This window comes from Aeromonas sp. R4-3 (assembly GCF_040908275.1).
Taxonomy (GTDB): domain Bacteria; phylum Pseudomonadota; class Gammaproteobacteria; order Enterobacterales; family Aeromonadaceae; genus Aeromonas; species Aeromonas rivipollensis.
Window position 1 is genome coordinate 19,928 of record NZ_JBFODK010000015.1, and the last position, 16,968, is coordinate 36,895.

At 63.0% G+C, this 16,968-nt stretch carries 13 protein-coding genes; 5 read left to right on the plus strand and 8 right to left on the minus strand.

Features of this window, described 5'->3' with window-relative positions; translation table 11 throughout:
* Nucleotide 1: 1 nt before the first annotated feature.
* The 5 genes from accD to AB5Y91_RS02905 form a co-directional block, all read right to left on the minus strand.
* A complete protein-coding gene (gene accD, locus AB5Y91_RS02885; RefSeq protein WP_025327347.1) occupies nucleotides 2-865 on the minus strand; it encodes an acetyl-CoA carboxylase, carboxyltransferase subunit beta in 864 nt (287 codons plus the stop codon).
* 118 nt (nucleotides 866-983) lie between these two features.
* Nucleotides 984-1,793 carry a tRNA pseudouridine(38-40) synthase TruA gene (truA, locus tag AB5Y91_RS02890; protein ID WP_163148640.1) on the minus strand — a complete coding sequence of 270 codons (810 nt, stop codon included), beginning with the start codon at nucleotides 1,791-1,793 and terminating at the stop codon, nucleotides 984-986.
* A 161-nt stretch (nucleotides 1,794-1,954) separates the two neighbouring features.
* Nucleotides 1,955-4,054: a FimV/HubP family polar landmark protein gene (locus tag AB5Y91_RS02895; protein ID WP_368169032.1), complete on the minus strand. Its 2,100-nt coding sequence runs from the start codon at nucleotides 4,052-4,054 to the stop codon at nucleotides 1,955-1,957.
* 305 nt (nucleotides 4,055-4,359) lie between these two features.
* A complete protein-coding gene (locus AB5Y91_RS02900) occupies nucleotides 4,360-5,376 on the minus strand; it encodes an aspartate-semialdehyde dehydrogenase (RefSeq protein WP_111911552.1) in 1,017 nt (338 codons plus the stop codon).
* A gap of 153 nt (nucleotides 5,377-5,529) precedes the next feature.
* The gene (locus AB5Y91_RS02905; RefSeq protein WP_368169033.1) at nucleotides 5,530-6,651 is read right to left on the minus strand and encodes a 4-phosphoerythronate dehydrogenase; all 1,122 of its coding nucleotides are present in this window, start codon (nucleotides 6,649-6,651) and stop codon (nucleotides 5,530-5,532) included.
* 281 nt (nucleotides 6,652-6,932) lie between these two features.
* Here AB5Y91_RS02905 and AB5Y91_RS02910 point away from each other — a divergent pair, with 281 nt between their 5' ends.
* Nucleotides 6,933-7,655: a phosphatase PAP2 family protein gene (locus AB5Y91_RS02910; protein ID WP_163137230.1), complete on the plus strand. Its 723-nt coding sequence runs from the start codon at nucleotides 6,933-6,935 to the stop codon at nucleotides 7,653-7,655.
* An 84-nt stretch (nucleotides 7,656-7,739) separates the two neighbouring features.
* Here AB5Y91_RS02910 and AB5Y91_RS02915 read toward each other — a convergent pair whose 3' ends face one another.
* Complete coding sequence (locus tag AB5Y91_RS02915; protein ID WP_106886485.1) at nucleotides 7,740-8,561, minus strand: MetQ/NlpA family ABC transporter substrate-binding protein; 822 nt, start codon at nucleotides 8,559-8,561, stop codon at nucleotides 7,740-7,742.
* A gap of 336 nt (nucleotides 8,562-8,897) precedes the next feature.
* Here AB5Y91_RS02915 and AB5Y91_RS02920 point away from each other — a divergent pair, with 336 nt between their 5' ends.
* Nucleotides 8,898-9,632 carry an NYN domain-containing protein gene (locus AB5Y91_RS02920; RefSeq protein ID WP_368169034.1) on the plus strand — a complete coding sequence of 245 codons (735 nt, stop codon included), beginning with the start codon at nucleotides 8,898-8,900 and terminating at the stop codon, nucleotides 9,630-9,632.
* Nucleotides 9,633-9,640: 8 nt separating this feature from the next.
* Nucleotides 9,641-10,180 (plus strand): isochorismatase family protein, encoded by a 540-nt coding sequence (locus AB5Y91_RS02925; protein ID WP_368169035.1) that lies wholly within the window; start codon nucleotides 9,641-9,643, stop codon nucleotides 10,178-10,180.
* Between the two features lie 2 nt (nucleotides 10,181-10,182).
* On the opposite strand, the gene modF is transcribed toward AB5Y91_RS02925, so the two are convergent.
* Nucleotides 10,183-11,646, minus strand: coding sequence for a molybdate ABC transporter ATP-binding protein ModF (modF, locus tag AB5Y91_RS02930; protein WP_368169036.1), 1,464 nt, complete (start codon nucleotides 11,644-11,646; stop codon nucleotides 10,183-10,185).
* Between the two features lie 303 nt (nucleotides 11,647-11,949).
* Between modF and AB5Y91_RS02935 the strand changes: the two genes are divergently transcribed.
* The gene (locus tag AB5Y91_RS02935) at nucleotides 11,950-13,827 is read left to right on the plus strand and encodes a S8 family serine peptidase (RefSeq protein ID WP_368169037.1); all 1,878 of its coding nucleotides are present in this window, start codon (nucleotides 11,950-11,952) and stop codon (nucleotides 13,825-13,827) included.
* Nucleotides 13,828-13,845: 18 nt separating this feature from the next.
* Nucleotides 13,846-14,307: a hypothetical protein gene (locus AB5Y91_RS02940; RefSeq protein ID WP_368169038.1), complete on the plus strand. Its 462-nt coding sequence runs from the start codon at nucleotides 13,846-13,848 to the stop codon at nucleotides 14,305-14,307.
* 247 nt (nucleotides 14,308-14,554) lie between these two features.
* Here AB5Y91_RS02940 and ppsA read toward each other — a convergent pair whose 3' ends face one another.
* Entirely contained in the window at nucleotides 14,555-16,927 is a 2,373-nt protein-coding gene (gene ppsA, locus AB5Y91_RS02945) for a phosphoenolpyruvate synthase (protein ID WP_368169039.1), read from the minus strand.
* Nucleotides 16,928-16,968: the final 41 nt, after the last annotated feature.

The window sequence follows — 16,968 nt, forward strand, 5'->3', positions numbered from 1 at the left end:
TTCAGTCTTCGATGACCTGAGTGTTCATCAGCTTGGCCAGCAGGCCGGCCAGACGGTTGCGCATTTCGCGCCTGTCGATGATGAGATCGATGGCGCCCTTCTCCAGCAGGAACTCGGAGCGCTGGAAGCCTTCCGGCAGCTTCTCGCGCACTGTCTGCTCGATGACGCGGGGACCGGCGAAGCCGATCAGCGCCTTGGGCTCGCCCACGTTGATGTCACCCAGCATGGCCAGACTGGCGGAGACGCCCCCCATGGTGGGGTCGGTCAGCACAGAGATGAAGGGCAGGCCCGCCTTGGTGAGGCGATCGAGCGCCGCACTGGTCTTGGCCATCTGCATCAGGGAGAAGAGCGCTTCCTGCATCCGCGCCCCACCAGAGGTGGAGAAGCAGACCAGGCCGCGGCCTTCCTTGATGCACTCCTCGACGGCGCGCACGAAGCGGGCACCGACCACGGAGGACATGGAGCCACCGATGAAGGAGAACTCGAATGAACAGGCGACGACCGGCACCCCCTTGAGGGTCCCCTTCATCACCACCAGCGCATCTTTTTCTCCCGTCTCTTTCTGAGCGGCAGACAAACGATCCTTGTAGCGCTTGGAATCCTTGAATTTCAAGATGTCCTGCGGCTCCAGCTCGGCACCGACTTCGGTGCGGCCCTGCTCGTCGAGGAAGCTCTCGAGGCGGGCGCGGGCGCTGATCCGCATATGATGATCACACTTGGGGCACACTTCGAGATTGCGCTCCAGTTCTGCCCGGTAGAGCACCTGTTCGCAAGCGGTACACTTGGTCCACACCCCTTCCGGAATGTTGTGACGACGCGGTGTAGTGATCTTGCTCTTGGGAAGGATCTTCTCAAGCCAGCTCATGGAATTCCTTAATGCTTTTGTGCCTGACAAAACGCATCGGGCCTTGATTGTTCAATGACTTACGGCTCGATGGCAATAAATGACGGATCATTAAACCACAAATTTTCGGGCCCAGTTACTAAAAACTGGTCGTACCCGGTGCCGAGTCCGGCAGCCACAGCGGGCCAAGCGGCAACTGCGGCAGGCCAAACTCGGCCGGGTAATCCACGTCCACCAGATAGAGCCCCCCCGCCTTGGCGGTCGGCCCCGCCAGATTGCGATCCTTTGCCGCCAGCACCTCGGCTATCCACTCCACCGGTTTGAGGCCCTGCCCCACCAGCAGCAGGGAGCCGGTGATGTTGCGCACCATGTGGTGTAGGAAGGCGTTGGCCTTGATGTCGAGCACTATGTAGGGGCCGGAGCGGCTGACGCACAGGTGGGTCACATTGCGCCAGGGGGTGTTGGACTGGCAGGCGATGGCGCGGAAGGTGCTGAAGTCGTGTTCCCCGAGCAGGCTCTGGCCCGCCTGGTGCATCAGGTCGGCGTCTATGGTCTCGTGGTAGTGGCTGACGCCGCTGCCGAGAATGGCCGGGCGGAAGTTATGGTTGTAGATCACATAACGGTAGCGACGGGCGGTGGCGCTGAAGCGGGCGTGGAAGCTCTCGTCCACCTCCTTGACCCAGCGCACGGCGATGTCAGGGGGCAGGTTGGAGTTGAGCCCCAGGGTCCAGGCGCCCTCGGCGCGGTTGGCCTCGGTATCGAAGTGGATCACCTGACCTGTGGCGTGCACCCCGGCATCGGTACGGCCGGCGCACTGGATGGAGACGGGGTGGTTGGCGATGCGGCTGAGGGCTTTTTCCAGTTCGGCCTGCACGCTGATCACTTCGCGCTGACGCTGCCAGCCGAAATACCGGCTGCCGTCGTATTCAATACCTAGGGCAATTCGCATGGATGAATCTTGTCTTGTGGGGAAAGGATGAAAGAAACGGGCCGGATTATACGCCCTTGGGCCCAAAAGTCCCAGTTCGGGCCGGCATCCCGTGCCGGTGGCCTGGATGAAAGAGGGCAGCCCGCGGGCTGCCCTCTGTGTTCATCAGCGGCAAAGGGGGATCACCCCAGGCGCCTGAGCAGCTTCTCGGCTTCGCTGCGCTGGTGCTCGCTGCCCTGGGCCGCCGCCTCTTGCAGCAGCTCGCGGGCGCTCTCCTTGTCGTCGATCTCGAGGTAGGCCCGGGCCAGATCCAGCTTGGCCCCCACGCCGCCGTCATCGGCATCCACATCGAACCCGGTAGACTCCGGCAACACCTCGGGGAAGCCATCCAGCCCCACGTCCAGGGAGAAGCCCTGGTAGGGCTCCTGCTCGGTGCTGCTGGCGTTGGCCTCGGCCAGGAGTTTGTCTATCTCCACGTAGTCATTCGCCTGTGCCTGTTCACGGGGTGTCAGAGCGCCCTGATGGGACTCCACCTCGGTGAAGGCATCCTCGAAGTCGGCCAGGGCCAGCTCGTTGGGATCCCAGGCCGGCGGTTGGGCAGCGCCCTTGGCCTGCGTCGGTTCGAGTCCGAGCTCGGCCAGCATGTCATCGATATCATCCTTGCCATAGGCGTCGTCGCCCCGGGCGTCGGTGGCAGGCTCGTGGAAGTCGGTCTCGAGATCGCTGAGATCAAAGTTGGCGAGCGCCCCATCGCGCTGGCTTCTGCCCTGCGCCTGCGCCTGGCTGAGATCGGCCTCGAGATCGGCATCCAGCTCGGCGAACAGGGCTGCTTGCAGCTCCTCCTCGCTCATGATCTCGTCGCTGGCCCGGGCCTTGGCCTCGGACTCGCCGGAGAGATCCAGCTCAGGGGCCTGGGGCAGACCGAAGTCCCCCTCGTGGGCCAGATCGAGCTCGGGCACCAGATCCGGATCCCGGTTGGCCGTCGTCACCGCAGGCTCCACATCGAAGGCGGACAGGGCCATCTCATCATCGCTGAAGATGACGTCAGTCGGGGCCTTGGCCCCCTCCTGGCTGCCATTGCCACCCGGCTCATTGAGATCCGGCATGGGGTGCATGGGCTCGTCATCGGCGATGCCGACCGTCATCAGCTGGTCAAACTCGCTGCTCTCCTCCCCCATTACCATGGAGGTGGACTCCGACAGGCTCTTCTCCTGCTCTTCCAGCTCGCGGCGGGCGCGGGCCCGCAGCCAGAGCGTCACCAGCGCCAGCACCAGCAGTACGGGCAGCAAAATGATCATGGCGAGGTTCAGCGGCGAGGCGAGCAGCTCCATCACCCAGTTCTGCTTGGGTTCGGGGGCCACCACGGGCGGCACCGGCTTGGCCTTGAGCTCCGCCACCTCTTTTTGCAGCGCGGTCTGATCCTGCAACTGGGCCTTGAGGGTCTCCACCTCTTCGGTCAGGGACTGCAGGCGCAGCTTGAGCCTGTGGTTCATCTCGGTGACCTGACCGAGCTGGGCGTTGGCATCTTCCAGCGCCAGCGCCATCTCGGTGGAGGGTTTGCCCACCACGGTCGCGGCACTGACCGGCAAGGGGGCCGGGGCAGCGGTTGGCGCGGCAGTACTTGCCGCCGGGGCCGGCTCGACCGCCTTGGCGATCGCCGTCACCTCGGTGGCCGCCTGTGGCGCGCTCACCTTGGGGGCGGCCGTCGGAAGGGGGGCCGCCTTGGCCACGGCCTTGACCGACGCGCTGGCCGCCGGCTTGGTCACCACCGGATGGGGCTGCTTCTCGGCCAGGTATTTGGGGCTCAGCCCCTTCCAGCTGGCGTTGTCGCTGTTGAAGCGGCGACGGGCCTCGGCGTCCGTGATGCGGCCCGCCTCGGCGGCGCTGGGCAGCAGAATGCGGGATCCCACCAGGATGTGGTTGATGTTGCCGTCGGCAAAACTACGGGGATTCTTGTCGTAGATCGCCACCATGGTCTGGTAGACGGTCACCCGGCTGGAGGGGCGATGCTTGCTCGCCAGACTCCAGAGGGTATCGGTAGAACGGACAGGGCCATAGCTGCCAGCCGCCGCGCTGGGCGCCTGACGCACCATGGGCTGAGCCCTGGGAGCCGGCTGGGCCGGTGCCACGGGCTGGGCCTGAGGTTGAACGACAGGAGGCGCGGCACCCTCCGGGCCCTTGAGCTCGACAAAGAAAGGCTCTCGCCCCGCCTCATCGGCCTGAGCCGTGCCCAGAAGACCCAATGCGAGTAGCGTTGCCAGCGTTATGCGGGAATGTCCCATATTCGTTCCTTCGTATGATGGCCCTATCACATTGAAAAATCTGGATAGTTACCCCAAAACAATCGGCTCAATATAAATCAGCCGCCGGTCTCAAGCCAGCGATCCGACATATTTCCCGTCCGGCGCCTATCAGGTGCGAGCCCGATCCAGGCCAGACATGAGTCCCAGATCTGAACCCGAGTGTAGAAAAAAACCTAGCTCACTGATATCACGCGACATTCTTAAAACCGGAGAGTGCGCCCCCGGTCACATCCCTAGCCTCTCAGTCACCTCCTAGGGCGGGGTTCCCTCCCCGCAACAGGGCCTCAGAGGTAATCGCGCACCAGCAGTTCGGCGATCTGCACGCTGTTGGTCGCCGCGCCCTTACGAACGTTATCGGCCACGATCCACATATTGATACCGCTCGGATGAGAAATATCCTGGCGTACCCGGCCGACCAGCACCTCGTCCTTGCCGGTGCCGTCGCGCACCGGGGTCGGGTAGTCTGCATCGTCTTCGAACAGGGTGACACCCGGGGCATTGCGCAGCAGCTCCTTGACCTGCTCGGCGTCCAGCGGCTGGTGCAGCTCGACGTGAACCGCCTCGGCGTGACCGTAGAAGACGGGCACCCGCACGCAGGTGGGGTTCACGGCTATGCTGGCATCCCCCAGGATCTTCTGGGTCTCCCACACCATCTTCATCTCTTCACGGGTGTAACCGTTGTCGGTGAAGCTGTCGATCTGCGGGATCAGGTTGAAGGCGATCTGCTGCGGGTAGAGGGTCGGCTCCACCGGACGGCCGTTGAGCAGATGGGCGGTCTGACCGGCCAGCTCGCTCACCCCTTCCTTGCCGGAGCCGGAGACGGACTGGTAGGTCGCCACGTTGATGCGGGCTATGCCCACCTCGTCCTGCAGGGGCTTGAGGGCCACCAGCATCTGTATGGTGGAGCAGTTGGGGTTGGCGATGATGTTGCGATTGCGAAAATCCGCCAGGGCATCCGGGTTCACTTCCGGAATGACCAGGGGGATGTCTTCGTCGTAACGGAAGCAGGAGGTGTTGTCGATGACGATGCAGCCCTGCTCGGCCGCGATGGGCGCCCACTTGGCAGAGACCTCGGCCCCGGCGGAGAAGAGGGCGATCTGCACCTGGCTCCAGTCAAACTCCTCGACATCCTTGATCTCGATATTCTTGCCGCCAAAGCGCACCGTATCACCGGCGCTGCGGCTGGAGGCCAGGGGATAGAGGGTGGCGACCGGGAAGGCACGCTCCTCCAGGATCTCGATCATGGCCTGACCCACGGCGCCGCTCGCGCCCAGTACAGCTACGTTGAATTGTTGACTCACTGATGTTCTCTCCTGTGATATTGCCCGCCGATGAGGCCGACCGGGTCGGCATCAGGGGTGGCAAGCGTGATCTGTCTGATGGTCGGCCGGCAGGGTGCCGGGCCGAAACGGATGGCCCCGATCTGGTGATCGGAGCCCCGCATGAATTCCGGTTTATTTTTGCGAGATGGCAAAGCCCAGCCGGGCCAGCCTGTCGCAGGCGAAGGGGCCGCTGACCTGCAAGGAGGAGAGCTCGCGCCGCTCCGGATAGTCCTTGCGCTGCCCATCGAAGCTGCCAGGCACCCCAATCCGGTTGCGAAAGCGGGCATCGTCCCGGCGCACGTCATAGATGAGATGGACCAGCTGCTTGATCAACCCCTGATCGGCGGGCTGACCCGGCGTCAGCTCACGCACCTCGGGGGCGGGCAGCAGGGATTGCAGATCCTGGCGCGGCATACGCCCCAGCTGCTGGCAGAGCGCCTGATAGAGCATCCAGGTGCCGCGGGCCTTGCCCTCCAGGCTGTAGCCCGCGATGTGCGGGGTGGCAAGCTCGGTATGGGGCACCAGGGCCTTGAGCGGCTCAGGCTCCCCTTCCCACACATCCATCACCAGCCGCAATGGCTCGTCACCCAACTGGCGGGCGAGCAGCGCCTGGTTGTCCCACACCTCGCCCCGGGAGGCATTGATAAGGAACTGGCCCTTGGGCAGCGCGGTTATCTCCTGCGCCCCCAGCAGGTGGAAGGTCGGCTCCGGCCCCTCCCGGGTCAGGGGCACATGGAAGCTGACGATGTCGGCCGAGAGTGCCGTGGGGTAGTCAACGAAGCCGGCGGCGCCCTCCTGGCGGGCCCGCGGCGGATCGCAGCGCAGCACCCGCATACCGAGCGCCTCTGCCTTGCCCGCCACGCACTCCCCTGTGTTGCCAGCGCCGATGACGGCGAGGCTCATCTGATCGAGGCTGAGCTCATGGCGCTCCGCCAGCACCAGCAGGGCTGAGAGCACATAGTCGCCGACCGAATACTTGTTGCAGCCGGGGGCGCTGAAGAAGGGGATGCCCCGCTCGGCCAGGAGGGCGGTGTCGATGTGATCCGTGCCTATGGTGGCGGTACCGACGAAACCAAGCCGCGGGCAGTCGGCGAGCAGCCCGGCATCGACCCGGGTCACCGAGCGCACCAGCAGCACGTCGGCATCCCGCAGATCCGCCGCCCCTATCTGCCGCCCAGGCAGGGGGATGACCTCGCCAAATTCGGCAAACAGCTCGCAGGCATGGGGCATATTTTCATCAACGACGATCTTCATCGGCTCTCTTCTCATCCACAACCAGCCACAGGCGCGCCATTCTAGCCCAAGCGGGCCGATTTTTCAGAGACTTGTTCTCGGGCTGCCATAGATGAAGGAAGCACGCTTTCTTGGGGCCACAGGTTGCCAGGGCGTCGAAGGGGCTTCCCGGGCATCCACAGCACTCATATGTAACAACATGTTGCCCTCGCGCCCCCTGGCTTGACCAGGGGGGCCGGGCTGGCACAATGACGCCTCTTTATCATCCGCCCCTGTCATGCGCACCTGTTACGAGCCCTCTCATGCCGACTCATGCCTCTTCGTTGCCACGCCGCCAGGTGCTTGGTTTCAACGCCATACTGCTGCTGCCGCTGTTGCTGCTCGTCTGCCTCCCCTGGCAACCCTTCATGACGAGTGCCCTGCAATCGGACTGGCTCTGGTGGCCCTATGCCCTCACCCGCATGGTGGACCTGCCCGGCCTTGCCATCACCATCGCAGCCCTCTTGCTGCTGACCCGACACAAGCTGACGCTCGGCCACACCGCCCTGCTGGCCCTCGCGGGCGCTCTCTTTGCCGCGCTGGCGAGCGACTGGATCATTAAAAGCCTCATCAAGCAGCTGACCGAGGAGCCAAGGCCCTACCTGCTCTGGCTGGAGAGCCAGGAGCTTATCCCCGCCATCCGCCAGTTCTATGCCGGCAGCAGTACGCTTCGCAGTGAACAGGTCCACGCCGCGACCCAGTTGCTGGCGCTGCCAGCCTGGCTAGGCCACCACTGGCAGACGGAAGTGAACTACGCCTTCCCCTCCGGCCACAGCATAGCCGCCATGAGCCTGGCCCAGTTCTTTGGGCTGATCTGGCTGGCCCGGGCCCCCACCGGGGTCTGGCTGCTGCCGCTCTGGGCCATCGGCATCGGCCTGTCGCGCACCCTGATCGGCATGCACTGGCCCCTGGACGTGCTGGCGAGCGCCCTGCTTGGCAGCCTCACCGCCCTCGTCGCCGCCCGCTGGTGGCTGCACCACTACTGATTCTCCCAGATAAAAAAACGGGCACCAAGGTGCCCGTTTTTTTATCGCAGGTGCTGCTTTCAGCCCTCAGCCCTGGCTCTGCTCTCAGCCCTGGCTCTGCCAGCCCTGGGGGTACTTGTAGCCGACGAAGCGCTTGGCGGCATAGGCCTTGAACTCGGGGGAGTTGTAGGCGGCCGCCACATCCTTGGCGAACGGCTTGTCCGCATCGGCCCCTTTGACCACCACCCAGTTGATGAAGTCATAGCTGCGCTCGAGGAAGAGCCCGGTGCTGAACGGGATCCCGCTCGAGGCGGCGAAGTTGCCGTTGATGACGGAGAAGTCCACGTCTTCACGGGAGCGGGGCAGTTGCGCCGCCTCCAGCAGCACCAGCTTGATGTCGTGGGGATTGCTCACCACATCGAACTCGCTCGCCTTGAGGGGGTTGATCCCCTCTTTCAGGGTGAGCCAGCCCAAGTCCTGCAGCATCAGCAGGGCCCTCGCCTGGTTGGTGGGGTCGTTGGGAATGGCGACTGTGCTCCCCTCTTTCAGGGCCTTGAGATCCCCCAGCTTGCCGGCATAGAGCCCCATGGGGCCGGTCGGCACCTGGGTTATGGGGGCCAGGGAGAGGCCCCTGTCTTTGGAGAAGCTCTCCAGATAGGGTTTGTGCTGGAAGCAGTTCACATCCAGCGAGCCGTCCGCCAGGGCGATGTTGGGGGTCACGTAGTCGGTGAACTCCACCAGTTTGACCTTGTAGCCCTTGGCCTCCAGCTGCGGCTTGATGGAGTCGGTCACCATGTCGGCAAAGTCCCCGACAGTGGTGCCAATCACTATCTCTTTCTTCGCCTCATCGATGGCAAAGGCTGACAGCGGCAGGCTGCTGGCGAGCAGCGCGAGGGCGGAGAGGGTGAAGAAGGAACGACGCTGCATAGAAACTCCCTGTCAAAATGGTCATCAAAGTGGTGGGGCTGCGCTGTCATCATCAAGGCCGACACCACAACCATCTAGCCATCCAAACGGCTAATAGACGACACCATAACAGAGCTTTTCCCCTTCGCCAAGCAACAAAACCGGGCAAGCTTGGCCAGGTGGCGGTGAAGTCCCTCCGGCCCCGAGCTGAAAATCTTTGATAACGCACGCAGTTATCGCGTTTTCCCCCTCCCCGCTTGAGGCACAACTGGCCTATTGTGGTGGTGTGATGTTGGAGTTGCAGTATGAGGCGGGATAATTCTAGATTTTTATAAAAATGAAATGACAGGAGGTCATTTGAAAGATAAGGAAAAAATCGCGGTATTTATTGATGCCGATAATGCTCCAGCGAGCAAGATTGAGAATGTATTGTCTGAACTAGCTCGCTATGGCGTCGTCAATATTCGCAAAGCATATGGCAATTGGAAAAACCCGACGCTCAAAGGGTGGGAGGAAATACTGCATGAATTTGCCATTCAGCCAGTACAGCAATTTGATCTGACCAAGGGAAAAAATGCCACAGATATGGCCTTGGTTATTGATGTGATGGACGTGCTCTATACCAAGGATGTCGACGTCATATGCCTCGTCTCTTCAGATTGCGATTTTACCCCTCTTGTCACTCGCTGTCTGGCTGATGGTAAATTTGTGATTGGATTTGGTGAGCGCAAGGCATCAATGCCATTCGTCAATAGTTGCTCTCGTTTCCTCTATTTGGATGCAGAGCTACAAAATATAAAAGAAGAACTGCCAGTAGCAAAGCAAACAAAAAATTTGAAAAGTGACGATCGCCTTATAAATTTATTGCGTCAAGCCGTGGATGCAGTAGAAGAAGGTGGAGGATGGGCAATGCTGGGGGCGATAGGAAACCATATATCAAATCACGCCTCATTTGATCAACGAAACTATGGTTTCAAAAAACTCAGTGACCTTTTTCTAGCTATTGACCTATTCGAAATGAAGAAGACTGACAATTCAGTATTATGGGTCAGAGACAAGAAACGGGCGACTCAGCTAAGCAAGCCAAAATAGGAGCAACCATGCTGACCACTTCCACCACCGGCCTGTTGGTCGTCGATATCCAGGGCAAGCTGGCCCGTCTGGTCGAGGGGAGCGAGTCGCTCATCGCCAACACGGCCCGACTGGTGCAGGGAGCCAAGGCGCTGGGGTTGCCGGTTGTCTGGCTGGAGCAGAACCCGGACAAGCTCGGGGCCACAGTGCCCGAGTTGCAGCCGCAGCAGACGGGTTCCCTTGTGCTGCCGAAGTTCAGCTTCGGCGCCCTGAGGGAGACGACGGTCGCCGCCGCCCTGGCCAGAACCGGGGTCAGTCACTGGCTGGTATGCGGCATCGAGGCCCATATCTGCGTCTACCAGAGCGTGCAGGGGCTGCTGGCAAGCGGCGCCCGGGTCTCTTTGGTGGTGGATGCAACGTCATCCCGCACCGCCGCCAACCGGGATCTCGCCATCAGCCAGCTGGCGGCCCGGGGCGCAGCCCTCACCTCGGTGGAGATGTGCCTCTTTGATCTGATGGGAGATTGCCGCCATCCGGCGTTTCGCCAGATCCTGGCGCTCGTCAAATAGGCCTAGGCAGACCCCTCATCCAGCTTTTCCTGCAGATAGCGATAGCCCCCGGCGCCGTCCGGCAAGAAACTCAGGCGGTGGCTGAGGCCGGGGGGCGCATCCTCGGGGTGGTGGGAGACGAACAGCAACTGGGTGCCTTCCCCTATGAGGCGCACCACCATCTCCCGCACCAGGTGGCGGTTCAAGGGATCCAGCCCCTGCAGGGGCTCATCCAAAATGAGCAGCGGCGGATGCTTGACCAGGGCTCGGGCAATCAGCACCAGACGCTGCTGACCAAAGGAGAGGGCGTGGAAGGGCAGCGCCCCCTGATCCTTTAGCCCCAGCAGGGCCAGCCACTGGTTGGCGAGCGCCAGCTGGCGATCCCCCGGGCGGGTATAGAGGCCGATGGAGTCATAAAAGCCGGAGAGGATCACCGTCTGCACCGAACAATGGACGCGATAGTCCAGGTGCAGGGCCGGGCTGACCAGGCCGATGTGGCGCTTGATCTCCCAGATGCTCTCGCCACTGCCCCGACGCACCCCGAACAGGCGCAGATCATTGCTGTACCCCTGCGGATGATCCCCTGTGATAAGGGTGAGCAGTGTCGACTTGCCGGCGCCGTTGGGCCCCACCAGTTGCCAGTGCTCCCCCTCGGAAATGGTCCAGTCGAGCCCGTCTATGATGACTTGCTCCCCGTAGGCGACGCGCAAGGCGCGCATCTGTACCCGGGGGCCGGCGGGCAGGGGCGTGGGCGCCTGGAGCGGCGGGGGCAGCTGCGGACTCTGCCCCTCGGCCCGTGCCAGCTGGGCCACCTCCTGACTGCCGAGCACGGCGTCACGCTCCCCCGCCAGCAGCAGGCGGCGCTCCCCGAGCAGGCCGAGGTGACTGGCGAAGGGGGGGATCTCGTCGAAGCGGTTGACGATCACCACCAGACGTTGCCCCTGCGCCACCAATTGCGCCAGCAGCGACATCAGATCCCTACGCGAGCCCTGATCCAGGCCATCGAAGGGCTCGTCCAGCACCAGCAGCTCGGGTTGCCCCAGCAGGGCGCGGGCCAGCAGCAGCTTGCGCCCCTCCCCGCTCGAGAGATGGCGATAGGGGCGATCCCACAGGAACTCGATGCCGAAGCGAGCCAGCAGCGAGCGGGCTTGCGCCTCCTCTCCCCCCTCCTCCAGCATCAGAGTCGACACCCGATAGCCCGCCTCCTCCTCTTCCCCCAGCATGTCGGTGTTGCGCCGCTGCCAGTCCAGCTCCCCGAGCCGCTGTTGCGACTCAAACGAGAGGCGCTCGGCCCTCACCCGGCCAGTCACCCCCCCTGCACGGACGGCCAGCTCGCCGCACAGGGCAGAAGCCAGCGCCGTCTTGCCGCTACCGTTGCTGCCGACGAAGGCCCAGCACGCCTGAGGCGCCAGGGTGAGGTCGGGGATGAAGAGAGTCTGGTCGCCGTGAAGAGCCAAGCTGGCTGATTGCCACTGCAAAAGAGTCATGGATCCGTCCTGAGTGCTGTTTTGCCCTTACCTTAACAGGGATAGCGACCAGCGGCAGCCTTGGCAGGTGGTGAGGGGCGCTTGACAGCAGGCCCTTCTATCGACAAAAAGATCATTAGCATTGAATGCGAATGACTCTCAATGAAACACGTAATCTGCCCCATTGATACCCCCATATGGGCTCGAATGAGATTTCTTTGAGCCCCCTCTCAACTCCGAAATGAGAGCCTTTTGAATCGTCTTTTCTCATGTATAGATGCCCGTCGCACCTCGGACGGTGCGCCCTTAAGATGGAGTTTATCAATGAGAAAAACATCGTTAGCATTGGCAATCACGGCCCTGCTCTCGGCCCTGCCTGTCGTCTCGGCTCAGGCTGCCGAGAGTTGTACCCCCCTCACCGGCAGAGAAGTCGACATGGATACCGGCCGCACCAGCGCACAGCGCTGCCTGCCCGGCATCAACCCCTTGCAGGACCAGCAGTGGCACCTGCTCAACAGTGGCCAGCATGCCTTCAGTGCCCGTGGCGGCGTGGCGGGCAATGACCTCAACCTCTGGTGGGCCCACCGCACAGAGGTGCTCGGCCAGGGGATCAATGTGGCTGTCGTGGACGACGGTCTGGCCATAGCCCACCCGGATCTCGCCGACAACGTCCGCCCCGGTTCACGTAACGTGGTGACCGGCAGCGACGATCCGACGCCGACCGATCCGGACAGTGCCCACGGCACCTCTGTCTCCGGCATCATAGCCGCGGTCGACAACGCCATCGGAACCCGGGGCGTGGCCCCCCGTGCCCAGCTGCAAGGCTTCAACCTGCTCGACGACAATAGCCAGCAGTTGCAGCAAGACTGGCTCTATGCCCTCGGCAACAGCCAGGCCAGCCGCGACAACCGCGTCTTCAACCAGAGCTACGGCATGAGCCTGGTCGACCCCCAGGGAGCCGGCGGGCTCAACCAGGTGCAACTGGATCGCCTGTTCGAGCAGATGACCCTGAAGGCGCAAGGGGCCGCTTACATCAAGGCCGCGGGCAACGGCTTCAGCCGCATTGCCGCCGGCAACTATGTTCTCAACCGCACCGGCGGCGAGCTCAGACTGCCGTTTGAAAACAGCAACATAGATCCTTCAAACAGCAACTTCTGGAACCTGGTGGTCAGTGCCAGCAACGCGGACGGCGTGCGCTCCTCCTACTCCAGCGTCGGTAGCAACGTCTTCCTGACGGCCCCGGGCGGCGAGTATGGCACCGCCTCACCGGCCATGGTCACCACGGATCTGCCCGGCTGCGACCTGGGCTACAACCGTACCGATCGTCAGAGCGCCAACCGGCTGCACGGCAACCCGGCGCTGGATGCCGGCTGTGACTACAACGGCACCATGAACGGCACCTCTTCGGCCACCCCGAACACCGCTGGCGCCATGGCGCTGCTGATGTCAGCCTATCCGGACCTGTCGGTGCGGGATCTGCGGGATCTGCTGGCACGCAACGCCACCCGCATCGATGCCAACCAGGCAGCGGTCACGCTGAGCTACACGGCCGCCAATGGTCAGCAACGCCGGGTGACAGGGCTGGAAGGCTGGGAGCGCAACGCCGCCGGGATCTGGTTCAACCCGACCTACGGCTTTGGCCTCATCGATGTGAACAAGGCCCTGGCGAGCGCCGCCACCCACAACCCCTTGCCGGCGCTGGTACAGCTGCCGTGGCAGAAGGTCACTGTGCAAGGTAACGCCCAGGGCGCCATCCCGGATCTGGGCAGCAGTCCGACCACCTCCAGCACCCGGGTCGAGCAGGCGTTGACGGTGGAAGCGGTGCAGGTGCAGGTCAGTCTGGATCACCAACGACTGCCCGATCTGCTGATCGAGCTCATCTCGCCCTCCGGCACCCGCAGCGTGCTGCTCAACCCCAACAACAGCCTGGTGGGTCAATCCCTCGACCGGCAGCAACTGGGTTATGTGCGCACCAAGGGGCTGCGTGACATGCGCATGCTCTCCCACAAGTTCTACGGTGAATCGGCCCAGGGCCAGTGGCAACTGGCGGTGACCGACGTCGCCAGCGGCACTCGTCAGGTCTCGCTGCTCAATCGCAGCACCAATGCCCGCACGACCCTGACCGAGCGCAACAACAGCCAGCCGGGTCAACTGCTCAACTGGTCCCTGCGGGTGATCGGCCATGAAGCAGCTTCCCTCTAATCGCACAGGAGTCACAACATGAAACACAGCTTACTCAGCTTTGCCCTGGCAAGCCTGCTGGCCTCGGTTTCCGCTCAGGCCACGGCCGAAGAGTCGGTGGTTATCGAGGGCAAGCAGTACAGCACCATAGAGGTGAACGGCCAGACCTACCTCACGCCGGACAACGGCAGCAAGAAGCGCGTCGCCCGCAGCCTGGATGGCAAGGCGGCACAACCTGGCCTGCGCAGCGGTGACGTCTTGCTGCAAGGGGTCGCCAGCCCTGAGCTCACCGTCAGCGGTACCCTGCTGATCGAAGCCGACGAGCCTCAGGCCAGGGCACTGGCCAAGCGCCACGGTCTGAGCTTCAAGCAGAGCAGTGGCGGCATCGCCCTGCTGGAGGCCAAACCCGGCACCGATCTGAACGCCATCAGCGCCCGGCTCCAGCAGGAAGGCGTGAAGGTGCAGATCGAACTGGCCGGCGCCGAGCAGCAGCCCAAGTGAAGCACGCCTCGCACTGAAGGCGTCATCTCATCGAGGGGGCCATGGGCCCCCTCGTCTTTAGCCACTACACCGCCGCAACCCCATCCTCCAATGCCCACCCGGCGATAACACTCCCATATAGAGCGAGAGAGATTAGGTCCAATTCATCTTGCATGAACGCATAATCAACACAGCACCATATTGGTAATAAAAAACGGCACCGAAAAGGTGCCGTCATGGATTATGGTAGGGAGCTGCCTGTGCTGGCTCAGCCAGCCTTATTCTGCTCGGCCAGATAGAGCCAGGTGTCGACCACGGTATCCGGATTCAGCGACACAGAATCTATGCCCTGCTCGACCAGCCAGGCGGCGAAGTCCGGGTGATCGGACGGGCCCTGGCCGCAGATGCCGACGTACTTGCCCGCCTTGCGGGCCGCGGCGATGGCCATCGCCAGCAGCGCCTTGACCGCCTCGTTGCGCTCATCGAACAGGTGGGCGATGAGGCCCGAATCCCGGTCCAGCCCGAGGGTCAACTGGGTCATGTCATTGGAGCCGATGGAGAAGCCATCGAAGTGCTCGAGGAACTTGTCCGCCAGCAGGGCGTTGGAGGGCAGCTCGCACATCATGATGACTTTCAGCCCCCGCTCGCCGCGGCGCAGGCCGTTCTCCGCCAGGATCTCCACCACCTGCTCCGCCTCGCCCACGGTGCGCACGAAGGGGATCATCACCTCGACGTTGGTCAGGCCCATGACGTCGCGCACCCGCTTCATCGCCTCGCATTCGAGGGCGAAGCAGGGGCGGAAGCTGTCGGCGATGTAGCGCGACGCGCCCCGGAAGCCGATCATGGGGTTCTCTTCGTGGGGCTCGTAGCCACGGCCCCCCACCAGGTTGGCGTATTCGTTGGACTTGAAGTCCGACATCCGCACTATGACCCGCTCCGGCCAGAAGGCGGCGGCCAGGGTGGCGATCCCTTCACTCAGCTTGGCCACGTAGTATTCACGGGGGCTGTCGTAACCGGCGATCATCTTGGCTATGGTCGCCTGCAGCTCCGGGCTCTGCTTGTCGAATTCCAGCAGCGCCTTGGGGTGCACCCCTATCATGCGGTTGATGATGAACTCGAGGCGCGCCAGACCCACACCGGCATTGGGCAACTGGGCAAAATCAAAGGCCCTGTCCGGGTTGCCGACGTTCATCATGATCTTGATGGGCAGGCGCGGCATGTTGCCCACCTCGGTCACCGCCACGTCGAAGTCGAGCTCGCCGTCATAGATGAAGCCGGTGTCCCCTTCCGCGCAGGAGACGGTGATGAGCTGACCCGCCTCGATGCGGTCGGTGGCATCGCCACAGCCGACCACGGCCGGGATGCCCAGCTCACGGGCTATGATGGCGGCGTGGCAGGTGCGGCCACCCCGGTTGGTGACGATGGCGGAGGCCCGCTTCATGATGGGCTCCCAGTCCGGATCCGTCATGTCGGTGACCAGCACGTCGCCTGGCTGCACCTCGTCCATCTGGCTGATGGAGGAGATGACCCGCGCCGGGCCAGAGCCAATCTTGTGGCCGATGGCACGCCCCTCGATCAGCACCTTGCCGGATTGCTTGAGTGCAAAACGCTCGAGCGTATTCGCCTCCTGGCGACTGCGCACGGTTTCCGGACGGGCCTGGACTATGTAGAGCTGACCGTCCTGACCATCCTTGGCCCACTCGATGTCCATGGGGCGGCCGTAGTGCTGTTCTATGATGAGGGCCTGCCTCGCCAGCGCCATCACTTCCTCATCCGTGATGCAGAAGCGGTTGCGCTCGGCCTCACTGGTGTCGACGATCTTCACCTGACGGCCGTGACCGGCGTCTTCGGAGTAGGTCATCTTGATGAGCTTGGAGCCCAGCGTCTTGCGCACCACGGCGGGGCGACCCGATTTCAGGGTCGGCTTGTGGACATAGAACTCGTCCGGGTTGACGGCCCCCTGCACCACCATTTCACCCAGGCCTTGGGCGCCTGTGATGAAGACCACGTCGTTGAAACCGGATTCGGTGTCCAGGGTGAACATGACGCCGGAGGCGGCCAAGTCCGAGCGCACCATGCGCTGCACCCCGGCGGAGAGGGCCACACCCTTGTGGTCATAGCCCTGATGCACCCGGTAGGAGATGGCGCGATCGTTGAACAGCGACGCAAACACATGCTTGATGGCGGTCATGACAGAGTCTATGCCGCGCACGTTGAGGAAGGTCTCCTGCTGACCGGCGAAGGAGGCATCCGGCATGTCTTCGGCCGTGGCGGAGGAGCGCACCGCAAAGGAAGCCTCGAGGCCAGCGCTCAGCTTGTCATAGGCCTCGCGCACCGCCTGCTCCAGCGCAGGCTGGAAGGGGGCGTCCACCACCCAGTCACGGATCTGCTGACCAGCCCGGTTGAGGGCGGCGATGTCGTCTACATCCAGGCTGTCGAGCAGGTCGTGGATCTTGCCGTTGAGGCCGCTTAACTCCAGAAACTCGTTAAACGCAAAGGCGGTGGTCGCAAAGCCGCCCGGCACGGACACGCCGGCACCGGAGAGGTTGCTGATCATCTCGCCAAGGGATGCATTCTTGCCGCCGACGCGCTCTACGTCCTGCATACCGAGCTGTTCGTACCAGAGTACGTACTGTTGCATTTGCATGTCTCCAGGTTGGTGGGCCAGGGTGTCAACGCACC